A 13,070-nucleotide genomic window follows, 5' to 3' on the forward strand; every position below is an offset into this window, starting at 1 on the left:
GACGGGCGTCAGGCGTGCGCCGGAGGCGGCGGGTCCCGTCGCTCCACCGCGTCGTGCACCGGGGTGTCGTGCGGGTCGCGCGCCGCGGGGTCGGCGGGGTCCTGCGGCTCCGCCGGACGGGAGTCCTGCGCACCTGCGTCGGCGCCGGTCCCCGACGTGTCGGCGTCGCCCGGCGAGCCCGACGTGTCGGCGTCACCCGGTGCGGTGTCGGTGGTCGGCGCGATCACTCCCGTGCGCTCCTGGTGCGCGACGAGCGCGTCGCGCTGCCCGGCGAGCGGGACGCCGGCGTCCTCCAGCGCGCGGCGCACGGCCACGCGCAGGTGCCGGGCGACCTCCCACTGCATCGCCGGCGCGGTCCGGACCGACAGGCGCAGGCCCACGGCGTCGGCCGCGAGCTTCTCGGCGCCCGTGACCGTCGGCTCACCCTGGAGGTAGGCGCCGACCACGGGGTCGGCCGCGACGGTGCGCGCCGCCTGGGCGAGCAGCTGGCGGGCCTCGTCGAGGTCGACGAAGTAGTCGACGTCGACCTCGACGACGGCCGTGCTGTAGCCCTGCGTCTTGTTGCCGACGCGCACCATCGAGCCGTTCGGGACGTACCAGAGGGTGCCGTCGTCGTCGCGGACCTTGGTGACCCGCAGCCCGACGGCCTCGACCGTGCCCGTCGCGGGGCCGACGTCGACGACGTCGCCCACGCCGTACTGGTCCTCCAGCAGCATGAACAGGCCCGAGAAGAAGTCCTTGACCAGGCTCTGCGCACCGAAGCCGACCGCGACGCCCACGATCCCCGCGGACGCGATGAACGGGGCGAGGTTGACGCCCAGGTTGTCGAGCACGAGGAACACGGCGATCGACCACACGACGATCGACGCGGTCGAGCGCAGCACCGACCCGACGGTCTGCGCGCGCTGCGCGCGTCGGGCCGTCGCCAGCGGGTTCGCCTTGAGCAGCACCGACCCGACCTCGGAGCGGCCGAGCGGGCGCAGGACGCCGCGCTCGATGGCGGGCTCGCCCTCGGCCACGTGCCGCGCGATGCGGGAGATGCCGTGGCGCAGCAGCAGCAGGACGATCGAGCTGATGACGACGATGAGCACGATGCGCAGCGGCACGCCGACGAACCAGTCGCCCCACTCGGCGAGCCACTCGGACAGCGGCCGGCCCTTCGGGGTGAGCGCGGGAGGGGTCGCGTCGTCCGACGCCCCGGGGGTCGCCGTCAGCGCCCTCATGCCGCGCTCCCGGCCGGCAGCACGTCCTGCGCGAGCAGGCCTGTGCGCTCCGCGACGAACTGCAGCTGCTCGGCGGACAGCGCGACCGTGCGCGACAGCGCGCGCGCCCCGTGCCCGACGCCGATCTCGCGGCGCACGAGCACCGGCCGCTCGTCCGGGTCGGACGACGTCGCGGCCTGCAGCGCCGCCGCGAGCTTGCGCGCGTGCAGCGGGTCGACGCGCGAGTCGCCCTCGAAGACCGTGAACAGCACGGCCGGGTACGCGGTGCCGTCGACGACGCGGTGGTACGGCGAGTAGCCGAGCAGCCAGCCGAGCTCCTCGGGGTCGTCGGCGTCGCCGTACTCCTCGGTCCACGTCACGCCCAGGCCGAAGCGCTGGTAGCGCACCATGTCGAGCAGCGGTGCCGAGCAGACCGCCGCCGCCCACAGGTCGGGGCGCTGCGTGACCGCCGCGCCGACGAGCAGGCCGCCGTTGGACCCGCCCCAGCACGCGAGCGTGCCGGGCGTCGTCCAGCCGTCGGCCACGAGGCGCTCGGCGACGGCGTGGAAGTCGTCGAACACGTTCTGCTTGTGCGCGCGCATCCCCGCGCGGTGCCAGTCCTCGCCCTCCTCGCCGCCGCCGCGCAGGTTCGCCACGACGTACACGCCGCCGGCCTCGACCCACGCGAGCGTGGTCGCCGAGTACGCGGGGTCGAGGCTGATCTGGAAGCCGCCGTAGCCGTAGAGGACGGTCGGCGCGGGTGCCAGCGGGCGGCCGTCGGCGTCGACGCGGTCCGCCCGGGCCAGCACGAACGCCCGCACGGTCGTCCCGTCGGCGCTGGTGACCTCGATCTGGCGGGTGTGCACGGCGGGCACGTCCGGCAGCGCGCCGGGGGGCGACGCCCACACCGTGACCTCACCCGTGGTGGCGTCGTACCGGTGGACGTGCGGCACCGTGACGTGGTCGGTGTAGGAGAACCACACCGACGCGCCGCCCTCCGGCCGCGTCACCAGGCCGGAGATCGACCCCAGGCCCGGCAGCGGGACCTCGCCCGTCCGCCTGCCCGTGCGCGGGTCGTGGACGGTGACCTCGCTGACGGCGTGCCGGCGCCATGCGGCGAGGAGCGCCGTCGGGGCCGCCGGGTCGCCGTCGTCGACGAACGCGACGTCCTCGAGCACCGCGACGTCGTCCTGCGGCAGGAGGGTCACCCAGTGCTCGACTCCGGGCGACGTCGGATCGGTCACGGCCAGCCGGCCGCGTGGGGCGTCGAGGTCGGTGTGGACGTACAGCCGGCCGTCGCGACCCACCCACGCGCCGACCTCGGCGTCCAGCCCGACGGCGACCTCCGTGAACGTCGGGGCGTCCTGCGCGCCGGGGGCCGTGAGGTCGGCGATCCACACGTCCGTGCGCGGTGCGGTCCCCGCCGACGCGGACACCAGGAGCCAGCGCCCGTCGCGGCTGACCTGCACGCCGTAGTAGCTCGTCATGTCGAGGCCCGCGCCGAAGACCTCGACGTCGCGCTCGGGGGACGTGCCGACGCGGTGCAGCCAGACCCTGCGGTGGTACTGCTGCTCGTCGGCAGGGACGAGGTCGGGCGCCAGCCGTCGGACGTAGTAGAAGGCGTCACCGCCGGGCAGCCAGGCGACGGGGGAGTAGCGCGCACGGTCGATCGGGCCGTCGACGAGCTCGCCCGTCGCGACGTCGAGGACGTGCAGCACGCTCTCCTCGGTCCCGCCGTGCGACACCTGGTACGCGAGCAGGTGCCCCTCCTTCGACGGCTGCCACGCGTCGAGCGTCGTCGTGCCGGCCGCGTCGAGCGCCAGGGGGTCGACGAGGACGCGCTCGCGCTCGCCGCCCGCGCCGTCGGGCTCGGCGACCACGACGACGGCGTGCTCCTGCTCACCCGCGCGGCGGGAGAAGAAGCGCCGGTCGCCGCGCCACGCGGGCGCACCGACGAAGCCGGCGCCGAGCAGCGCGCGGAGCCGCTCCTGGAGCACCTCGCCGGCGAACGGCGTGCCCTCGGCGGCGTCGCCCAGGCGCGTGCGGTACGCGGCGTACAGGTCGTCCTGCGCGCGTGACCACGCCTGCGTGCGCTCGTCGTCGACGTCCTCGAGGGTCCGGTACGGGTCGGCGACGCGGTGCCCGTGCAGATCCTCGACGAGGTCGCTGCGCGGTGCGGGCGGGTAGGGAGCAGGGCTGGCGGCGGGGCCCGGCACGGCACCGGGGAGGGACTCGGTCGTCACGACGCCCCAGGCTACGTGCCCCGCGTGGTCACCCGGTGCGGAACCTGCGACGGTGCGGTGACGCCGCCGTCGGGCGCACCGTGCGGCGGGCGGCCGTCGCCCGTCCCGGTCGCGCGCGACCACCACGAGACCGTCGGTCGGGGGGTGGGCGGACGGCGGACCGACGTGCCCGCCCGGCACCGTGCGCGCCCTGTCGACGGTCCGTCGCTCGCGTCACGCCGGTCGCCGGTGCGCCCTGGGCCCCGCGTCGAGCCGTGCGGGTCGCCCTCTGGCAGGATCGAGGGGTGCCAGAGACGACGACTCACGACGACCTGTGGCGGCTCGCGGCCGCGTACGACGTCGTGCCCCGCTACCGCGGCCACGACGGCCATGACCACGAGGCGAGCGACGAGACGGTGGTCCGGGTGCTCGCCGCCCTCGGCGTCGACGCGTCGTCACCGGAACGCATCACGCTGGCCCTGGCGCACGTCGAGAACATGCCGTGGCGGCGCGTGCTGCCTCCCGTCGTCGTCCTGCGGGAGGGCACCTCCGCGCAGGTCCCGGTGCACGTCACGCACGGCGACCCCGTGGAGGTATGGCTCGAGCTGGACCCCGAGGCCGGGGGCGGACGCCGCGAGGTCACCCAGGTCGACGTCGTGGTCGAGCCGCGCGCCGTCGACGGGCGCCTCGTCGGGCGCGCGACCTTCGCGCTGCCGGACGACCTGCCGCTCGGCTGGCACGAGATCCGCGCGGAGGGGCCCAGCGCCCACGCCCACAGCCCCGTCGTCGTGACCCCGCAGCGCCTCGAGCTGCCCGAGCGGCTGCGGACCGGCGGCGTGTGGGGCGTCATGGCGCAGCTGTACTCCGTGCGCTCCCGCACGTCGTGGGGCGTGGGCGACCTCGCCGACCTCGCCGAGCTGGGCTGGCTGGCGGCGCACCGCTGGGGCGCCGACTTCCTGCTGATCAACCCGCTGCACGCCGCCGAGCCCGTCGAGCCGCTCACGCCCAGCCCGTACCTGCCGACGACCCGGCGGTTCGTCAACCCGCTGTACGTCCGCGTCGAGGACGTGCGGGAGACGGCCTACCTGTCGGCCGCCGACCGTGCGCTCGTCGAGTGGGCCGCCGAACCGGTCCTGAGCCTCGACACCGACCCGGGCCCCCTCGACCGTGACGCCGTGTGGGCGGCGAAGCGTGCCGCCCTCGAGGTGGTGTTCGCGCACCCGCGCTCGCCGGCACGGCAGGCGGAGCTCGACGCGTTCGTCGAGGAGGAGGGCGAGGGACTGCGCGAGTTCGCGCTGTGGTGCGCGCTCGTCGAGCGTCACGGCCCGCCGGCCGGCTGGTCGGACGACCTGCGCGACCCGATGTCGGACGCCGTCGCCGCGGCCGCCGTCGAGTTGGCCGACCGGGTGGAGTTCTGGTCGTGGCTGCAGTGGGTGGCCGACGAGCAGCTGGAGCACGCCCAGCGCGTCGCCCGCGACGGCGGCATGGCCCTCGGCATCATGCACGACCTGGCCGTGGGGGTGCACGCCGAGGGCGCGGACGCCTGGGCGCTGCGCGACGTGCTCGCCACCGGTGCGTCCGTCGGCGCGCCGCCCGACATGTACAACCAGCAGGGCCAGGACTGGTCGCAGCCGCCGTGGCACCCCGAAGGGCTCGCCCGCGCGGCGTACCGCCCCTACCGCGACATGCTGCGCACGGTGCTGCGGCACGCGGGCGCGATCCGGATCGACCACGTGCTGGGGCTCTTCCGCCTGTGGTGGGTGCCCGCGGGCAACAGCGCCAAGGACGGCGCGTACGTGCGCTACGACCACGACGCGCTCGTCGGGATCCTCGCGCTCGAGGCGCACCGTGCGGGTGCCGTCGTCATCGGCGAGGACCTCGGCACCGTGGAGCCGTGGGTGCGGGACTACCTGGCCGAGCGCGGCATCCTCGGCACCTCCGTGCTGTGGTTCGAGCAGCTGCACGACGGCCGCCCCCGGCCGCCCGAGGACTACCGCGAGCTCGTGCTCGCGACCGTCACGACCCACGACCTGCCGCCGACGGCGGGGTACCTCGCCGGTGAGCACGTCACCCTGCGCGACCGGCTGGGCCTGCTGTCCAAGCCGGTGGCGGAGGTGCGCGCCCAGGCGGCGGCCGAGCGTGACCACATGCTCGACGCCCTGCAGGAGCGCGGCCTGCTGGGCCACGACCCGTCCGAGCGCGAGACCGTCGAGGCGCTGCACCGGTGGATCCGCGCGACGCCGTCCGTGCTCCTGGGGGTCTCGCTGGCCGACGCCGTGGGGGAGCGTCGGGCGCAGAACCAGCCGGGGACGGACCAGGAGTACCCGAACTGGAAGGTGCCGCTCGCGGACGGCACCGGGCGGCTCGTGCTGCTGGAGGACCTGTTCACCAGCGCCCGCGCGCAGTCGCTCGCCGACGCGATGGGCCAGTGACGCAGCCGCTGCGCCGCGTGCGGGTGGTCGGGACCTCCGGGTCCGGCAAGACCACGTTCGCGCGGCGCCTCGCCCGCGCGCTGGGCGCGCCGCACGTCGAGCTCGACGAGGTCTTCTGGGGGCCGGGCTGGGTGAAGCGCGACCTCGCCGAGGCGCACGCGGACCTGCGGGCGCGGACCGCCGGCCCGGCCTGGGTGGCCGACGGCAACTGGGAATCGCAGCTCGGTGACCTGCTCGACGGGGCGGACGCCGTGGTCTGGCTGGACCACCCGCGGCGCACCGTGATGGCCCGGGTGGTCCGGCGCGCCCTGCGGCGCGGGATCCTGCGCGAGGAGCTGTGGCACGGCAACCGCGAGAGCCTGGCGAACCTGCTGCACCTCGACCCGGACCAGAACATCGTGCTGTGGTCCTGGACCTCGCACCGCCGCGTCGCCGCGAGGTACGCCGCACGCGCGGACGACCCGCGGATGGTGCGGCTGCGCGGCCCGCGGCAGGCTGAGGCGTGGCTGCGCGCGGTGGAGCGTGGCTCCGCCCGCTGACCGGGGTCCGCCAGCCGGCCGGGGTCTGCTGACGCCGGTCAGCGACCGGTCGGTGGACACGCCGACGGCCGGGCACCTGCGTGCCCGGCCGTCGGCGTCATGTCAGCCGCGCGCGCGGTCCGCCTCCTGCGCGGCGAGTGCACGACGCACCCCGTCGCGGGACTCGACCACGAGCCGCCGCAACGCGGCGGGGGCGTCGGGGTGCCCGGCGAGCCACGCGTCGGTGGTGCCCAGCACGTCGACCTGCGGGTTGTCGGCGAGCGCCGTCGGGTAGAGCCCGACGACGACGTTCTGGGCCATCTCGTTGGTCTTGTCCGCCCAGACCCGCTCGAGCTCGGCGAAGTACGGCTCCACCCACGGCACGAGCAGCGCCGTGTCGTGCACGCGCCCGAACCCGCTGATCGTCGCGGCCTGCAGCGCGTTCGGCAGGTCGTCGTCGGTGACGACGGCGGCCCACGCACGCTCCTTGGCCTCGGCGGTCGGGACGGCGGCCCGTGCGGCGGCGGCGGCCCGCTGCCCCGTGGCCGTCGCGTCGGCGGCCTGCTGCGCCGCGACGTCGGCGTCGCCCGCGCGGCCGCCGGCCACCAGGGCGGTGAGCAGCTCCCACCGCAGGTCGGTGTCGACCGACAGGCCCTGGAGCGTGCGGCGCCCGTCGAGCACCTCGGTGACGACGTCGAGCTGGGCGTCGGTCCGTGCCCGGGCGGCGAAGGCCTTGAGGAGCTGCAGCTGCTGGTCCGAGCCGGCGCGCGCCGCCTCGGCGAGCGCGAGGAGCCGGTCGGCCGCCGCCGTGGCGGTGGCCTCGCGGTGCTCGGGCGCCACGTACAGGTCGAGCGCGGTGGTCAGCTGGCGCAGCAGCACGAGGATGACCGAGGAGTCCGTCTCGTGCGCGATGTTGCCGAGGACGAGGTCGACGAAGTCGCGTGCCGAGGTCTCGCCGTCCCGGGTCGCGTCCCACGCGGCGCTCCAGACCAGGGTCCGGGGCAGCGAGTCGGTGAACTTGTCCAGGTGCGCGACGGAGGTCGCGAGCGACTGCGGGTCGAGCCGCACCTTGGCGTAGGCGAGGTCGTCGTCGTTGACCAGCAGCAGCGCGGGCTGCCGCACCCCGACGAGCTCGGGCACCTCGGTGCGCGGTCCGTCGATGTCGAGCTCGACGTGCACGGTGCGCACCAGGCGCGCGTCGTCGCCCTCGCCCTGCAGGTCGTAGCCGCCGACGGCGAGGCGGTGCGGACGCTGCACCGGGTGCTCGGCGGGGACCTCCTGCAGCACGGCGAACGACGTGACGACGCCGTCGGCGTCGACCTCGATCTCGGGGCGCAGCAGCGTGACGCCGGCCTGCTCCAGCCACAGCGCGGACCACGCGGACAGGTCGCGTCCGCTCGTGGCCTCGAGCTCGGTCAGCAGGTCGCGCAGCTGGGTGTTGCCCCACGCGTGCTTGGCGAAGTACGAGCGCACGCCGGCGAAGAACTCGTCCTGGCCGACCCACGCCACGAGCTGCTTGAGCACCGAGGCGCCCTTGGCGTACGTGATGCCGTCGAAGTTGACCTCGACGTCCTCCAGGTCGCGCATGTCCGCGACGATCGGGTGCGTCGAGGGCAGCTGGTCCTGGCGGTACGCCCACGACTTCTCGAGCGAGGAGAACGTGGTCCACGCGCTCGTCCACCGCGTCGCCTCGGCCGTGGCGAGCGTCGACGCGTACTCCGCGAACGACTCGTTCAGCCACAGGTCGTCCCACCAGCGCATGGTCACCAGGTCGCCGAACCACATGTGCGCGAGCTCGTGCAGGATCGTCACCGCGCGGCGCTCGACGGTCGCGTCGGGCACCTTGGAGCGGAAGACGTACGACTCCAGGAACGTCACCGCGCCAGCGTTCTCCATCGCGCCCGCGTTGAACTCGGGCACGAAGAGCTGGTCGTACTTGGCGAACGGGTACGGGTGGCCGAAGCGCTCCTCGTAGAACGCGAACCCGGCGCGCGTGATGTCGAGGATGTTGTCGGTGTCCAGGTGCTCGGCCAGCGAGGACCGGCAGTACACGCCCAGCGGGATGGTGCGGCCGTCGCTGCTCGTCAGCTCGCCGTGCTCGCCGTGGTACGGACCGGCGACGACCGCCGTGATGTAGGAGGAGATCGGCGGCGTCGTGTCGAAACGCCACGTGGCGGTGCCCTCGTCCCGGCCGCCGTTGAGGTTGCGCCCGCCCTCGACACGCTGCGGCTCACCGAGCTGGGGGTAGTTCGACACCACGGTCCAGTGCGCCGGCGCGGTCACCGTGAACGTGAAGGCGGCCTTGAGGTCGGGCTGCTCGAACACCGCGAAGACGCGCCGGGAGTCGGCCACCTCGAACTGGCTGTACAGGTACACCTCGTCGTCGACGGGGTCGACGAACCGGTGCAGCCCTTCGCCGGTGTTCATGTACGCGCAGTCGGCGACGACGGTCAGCTCGTTCTCCGCGGCGAGGTCGTCGAGCCGGATGCGGGAGTCGGCGACGACGTCGGCGGGGGACAGCGCGCGCCCGTTGAGCACCACCTCGTGCACGGTGGGCGCGATGAGGTCGATGAACGTGCTCGCCCCCGGCGTGGCCGAGAACCGGACCGTCGAGCGGGACGCGAACGTCGTGGGGCCCGTCGTCAGGTCCAGCTCGACGTCGTACGCGTGGGTGCGGACGAGCGCGGCGCGCTCCGCCGCCTCCGCGCGGGTGAGGTTCTCTCCGGGCACGGACGTTCTCCGATCGGTCGGCGGCGGTGGCCACGGTGGGGCGGGGGCGGCAGCCGTGCGGTCGGCGACGACCGGGGTCGGGTCGGCCGGCGCGGGGCGCTGCCGTGTCGCACGTGCGCGACCGCACGATCATGCCACGGGGCTCCGACGCGGCGCGGGGGCGGGATGTGCACCGGCCGTCCCGAGCGGGCACACTCGGGCCCTACCCGTCTGTGAGAGGAGTCCGTGTGCCCGTCGTCGACTTCTGGTTCGACCCCGCATGCCCCTGGGCGTGGATGACGTCACGCTGGATCGACGAGGTCACCCGCGTGCGGGACGTCGAGGTGCGGTGGCACGTCATGAGCCTGTCCGTCCTCAACGAGGGCCGTGACCTGCCCGACGAGTACCGGCGGCTCATGGACGAGTCGTGGGGGCCCGTGCGCGTGCTCGTCGCCGCGGCGCGCGACCACGGCGACGAGGTGCTCAAGCCGCTGTACGACGCCATGGGCACGCGCCGGCACCCGCAGGGCCGCCGCGACGTCGCCGCGATCGTCGCGGAGTCCCTCGCGGAGGTGGGTCTGCCGGCCGGCCTGGCCGACGTGGCGGGGACCGACGAGGTGGACGACCTGCTGCGCGCGTCGCACGCCCGCGCCATGGACCTCGTCGGTGACGAGGTCGGGACCCCGGTCGTCGCGATCGACGGCGTCGGGTTCTTCGGTCCCGTGATCACCCCCGCCCCGCACGGGGAGGACGCCGGCCGCCTTTTCGACGGTCTCGCGCTGGTCACCGGCGTGCCCGGGTTCTACGAGCTCAAGCGCACGCGCACGCAGGGCCCGGTGTTCGACCACCCGGCGCTGCAGCAGGCGTGAGCGGCTGGGGGCCGCTGCGGGGCCTGAGCCGCGGCATGCGCCTGTTCGTGCTGGTCGACGTGCTGCTCGTCGTGCTGCTCGTCGTGGTCCTGGCGGTGACGCTGCCGGGACGCGGTACGCCGGACACCGGCGGGGGGTCGACGCCTGTCGCCACCGCACCGACGCCGACGGCCGACGCCGACGGGGCGGCGGCGGACCCGGTCGCGTTCGAGCTGCCGAGCGGCAACATCGCGTGCGAGATGAGTGTCGAGGGCGTGGTCTGCACGATCCGCAGCTTCACCTACGCGACCCCCATGGTCCCGGGGTGCGAGGCGGAGACGGGGCACGTCATGGCGCTGGACGCCGAGGGCGCCGGGTTCCGCTGCGAGGACGACGGGATCCCGCAGGTCGACGCCGACACCCAGCTGGCGTACGGCGCGCGCGAGACGGTCGGGGACTACACGTGCGCGTCCGGCGAGGACGGCGTCACCTGCACGGACGCCGCGGGCGTCGGGTTCCGGCTCGCGCGCGCGCAGTGGATGCCCCTGCCCTGACGGTGTGCGCGCGACGTCCCTGCGTGCGGCCCCGGGGAGCCCGGGGCCGCACGCGCGCGGGTCACCAGATGCGGACGCGGTTCTCCGGCTCCAGCCACAAGGCGTCCGTCGGCTGGACGTCGAACGCCGTGTAGAACTCGTCGATGTTGCGCACGACGCCGTTGCAGCGGAACTCGTCGGGCGCGTGCGGGTCCACGGCCAGACGGCGGATGATCTCCTCGTCGCGGCCCTTGGTCCGCCACGAGTGCGCCCAGCCGATGAACAGGCGCTGCAGCCCGGTGTGCCCGTCCAGCACGGGTGCCTCGGCCAGCGGCTTGCCCAGGGCGATCTCGTACGCGCGGACCGCGATGGCGAGCCCACCGAGGTCGCCGATGTTCTCCCCGACCGTCAGCTCGCCGTTGACCTTGTGGCTCCCCTGGAGCTGGCGGGGCGAGTACTGCGCGTACTGGTCGACCAGGGACTTGGTCCGGCGCTCGAACTCGGCGCGGTCCTCCGCGGTCCACCAGTCGACCAGGCGTCCGTCGCCGTCGTACTTCGAGCCCTGGTCGTCGAACCCGTGCCCGATCTCGTGACCGATGACGGCGCCGATGCCGCCGTAGTTGACGGCGTCGTCCGCGTCCGCGTCGAAGAAGGGCGGCTGCAGGATCGCGGCGGGGAAGACGATCTCGTTCATGCCCGGGTTGTAGTACGCGTTGACGGTCTGCGGGGTCATGAACCACTCGTCGCGGTCGATCGGCCGGCCGATCTTGTGCAGCTCGCGGTCCAGCTCGAACGCGTGCGAGCGGCGCACGTTGCCCACCAGGTCGTCCGCCCGCACGACGAGCGGCGTGTAGTCGCGCCACCGCACGGGGTAGCCGATCTTGGGCGTGAACTTGTCGAGCTTGTCCAGCGCCCGGCGACGGGTGTCCTCGCCCATCCACTCCAGCGACGTGATCGACTCGCGGTACGCCTCGACCAGGTGCGCCACGAGCCGGTCCATGCGCTGCTTGTGCGACGGCGGGAAGTGCCGCTCGACGTACACCTTGCCGACGGCCTCGCCGAGCGCGCCCTGGACGAGCGACACGCCGCGCTTCCAGCGGTCGCGCACCTCCGGCGCCCCGGACAGTGTCCGCCCGTAGAAGTCGAAGTTCGCCTCGACCAGCTCGTCGGTCAGGTACGCGGCGCGCGACGAGACGACGTGGTACGTGGCCCACGCCTGCCAGTCGGCGAGGGGGACCTCGCCCCACAGGGCCGCGAAACCCTCCGCGAACGACGGCTCGCGCACCACGAGGCGGTCGAGGGCACCCGCCGGGGCGCCGAGCGCCTCGGCCCAGGAGCGCCAGTCGAACCCCGGTGCGCGCTCGGCCAGCTCGGCCAGCGTCAGCGCGTTGTACGTCAGCTCGGCGTCGCGGTCCTTGACGACGTCCCAGTGGTGCGCCGCGAGGCGCGTCTCGAGGGCGACGACGCGCGCCGCCAGGTCCTCGGCGTCACCGGCCGCCACGACGCCCGAGACGGGCTCCGCGAGCCGCAGCATGCGCGCGACGTGCGGCAGATACTTCTCGCGCACGCCGGCGTGCTGGTCCTCGCGGTAGTACGCCTCGTCCGGCAGGCCGAGGCCGCCCTGCACGAGGTGGACGACGTACGTGTCGGGGTCCTTGGCGTCGTTGTCGACGTACAGGTCGACGACCGAGGCCCCGCCCGTGCGCTGCAGCGTGCCGAGCGCGACGGTCAGCTCGGCCGGCGTCGTCGCGCCGTCCACGAGGGCGAGGTCCTCGCGCAGCGACTCGACCCCCGCGGCGGCCACGGCGTCGGTGTCCATGAAGCTCGCGTAGAGCGCGCCGATCTTCGCCTCGACGCCGTCGGCGGCACCGTCGGACGCTGCGGCGGCGGCGTCGGTGATGATGTCGAGCACCTGCTTCTCGGCCTCGTCGTACAGCGCGCGGAAGGGCCCGTCCATCGCGCGGTCCGGCGGGATCACGTACGAGGCGGCCCACCGGCCGTTCACGTGGGCGTCGAGGTCGTCCTGGGGCCGGACGGCCGGGTCGAGGTCGTCCAGGGGGAGTCCGCTGCGCGTCATGCCGGACAGCCTACGAACTCCCGGTGACGTCGGGGTGCCGACGCTGCGGCAGGATGTGCACATGCGCATCCACCTCGCCGCCGACCATGCCGGGTACGAGCTGAAGGTCGCGCTCGTCGAGCACCTGCGGGCCGCCGACCACGAGGTCGTCGACCACGGGGCCTTCGAGTACGACGAGCTGGACGACTACCCGGCGTTCTGCTTCGCCGCGGGGGAGGCCGTCGTGGCCGACCCGGGGTCCCTCGGCGTCGTCATCGGCGGCTCGGGCAACGGCGAGCAGATCGCCGCGAACAAGGTGACGGGGGTGCGGGCCGCGCTGGCGTGGAACGCCGACACCGCCCGCCTGGGCCGGCAGCACAACGACGCGAACGTCGTCGCGATCGGCGCGCGGCAGCACTCGGTGGACGAGGCGATCGAGCTGGTCGACCTGTTCGTCGCCGAGCCGTTCAGCGGCAACCCGCGCCACCAGCGCCGCATCGACCAGCTCGCCGCGTACGAGGCCGCGCGCGCCTGACCGCGTCGCCGCGCC

At 74.5% G+C, this 13,070-nt stretch carries 9 protein-coding genes; 5 read left to right on the forward strand and 4 right to left on the reverse strand.

Features of this window, described 5'->3' with window-relative positions:
* Nucleotides 1–8: 8 nt before the first annotated feature.
* Nucleotides 9–1,223 carry a mechanosensitive ion channel family protein gene (locus NP075_RS06895; RefSeq protein WP_227564393.1) on the reverse strand — a complete coding sequence of 405 codons (1,215 nt, stop codon included), beginning with the start codon at nt 1,221–1,223 and terminating at the stop codon, nt 9–11.
* Entirely contained in the window at nt 1,220–3,445 is a 2,226-nt protein-coding gene (locus NP075_RS06900) for a prolyl oligopeptidase family serine peptidase (RefSeq protein ID WP_227564392.1), read from the reverse strand. The genes NP075_RS06895 and NP075_RS06900 overlap by 4 nt, the downstream gene beginning before the upstream one ends.
* Nucleotides 3,446–3,729: 284 nt before the next feature.
* Here NP075_RS06900 and malQ point away from each other — a divergent pair, with 284 nt between their 5' ends.
* Nucleotides 3,730–5,856, forward strand: a complete 2,127-nt coding sequence (gene malQ / locus NP075_RS06905) for a 4-alpha-glucanotransferase (protein ID WP_227564391.1) — start codon at nt 3,730–3,732, stop codon at nt 5,854–5,856.
* Nucleotides 5,853–6,395, forward strand: a complete 543-nt coding sequence (locus NP075_RS06910; protein WP_227564390.1) for a P-loop NTPase family protein — start codon at nt 5,853–5,855, stop codon at nt 6,393–6,395. Before malQ ends, NP075_RS06910 begins: the two co-directional genes overlap by 4 nt.
* A gap of 102 nt (nt 6,396–6,497) precedes the next feature.
* On the opposite strand, the gene pepN is transcribed toward NP075_RS06910, so the two are convergent.
* Nucleotides 6,498–9,104: an aminopeptidase N gene (gene pepN / locus NP075_RS06915; protein WP_227564389.1), complete on the reverse strand. Its 2,607-nt coding sequence runs from the start codon at nt 9,102–9,104 to the stop codon at nt 6,498–6,500.
* Nucleotides 9,105–9,331: 227 nt separating this feature from the next.
* Between pepN and NP075_RS06920 the strand changes: the two genes are divergently transcribed.
* Together NP075_RS06920 and NP075_RS06925 are read left to right on the forward strand one after the other, a co-directional pair.
* Nucleotides 9,332–9,952: a mycothiol-dependent nitroreductase Rv2466c family protein gene (locus NP075_RS06920; RefSeq protein WP_227564388.1), complete on the forward strand. Its 621-nt coding sequence runs from the start codon at nt 9,332–9,334 to the stop codon at nt 9,950–9,952.
* Nucleotides 9,949–10,485 carry a hypothetical protein gene (locus NP075_RS06925; protein WP_227564387.1) on the forward strand — a complete coding sequence of 179 codons (537 nt, stop codon included), beginning with the start codon at nt 9,949–9,951 and terminating at the stop codon, nt 10,483–10,485. Before NP075_RS06920 ends, NP075_RS06925 begins: the two co-directional genes overlap by 4 nt.
* A 61-nt stretch (nt 10,486–10,546) precedes the next feature.
* On the opposite strand, the gene NP075_RS06930 is transcribed toward NP075_RS06925, so the two are convergent.
* Nucleotides 10,547–12,541 (reverse strand): M13 family metallopeptidase, encoded by a 1,995-nt coding sequence (locus NP075_RS06930; RefSeq protein WP_227564383.1) that lies wholly within the window; start codon nt 12,539–12,541, stop codon nt 10,547–10,549.
* Between the two features lie 61 nt (nt 12,542–12,602).
* Here NP075_RS06930 and NP075_RS06935 point away from each other — a divergent pair, with 61 nt between their 5' ends.
* Nucleotides 12,603–13,055 carry a ribose-5-phosphate isomerase gene (locus tag NP075_RS06935; RefSeq protein WP_227564382.1) on the forward strand — a complete coding sequence of 151 codons (453 nt, stop codon included), beginning with the start codon at nt 12,603–12,605 and terminating at the stop codon, nt 13,053–13,055.
* Nucleotides 13,056–13,070: the final 15 nt, after the last annotated feature.

Source organism: Cellulomonas wangsupingiae, assembly GCF_024508275.1.
GTDB classification, from domain to species: Bacteria; Actinomycetota; Actinomycetes; order Actinomycetales; family Cellulomonadaceae; genus Cellulomonas; species Cellulomonas wangsupingiae.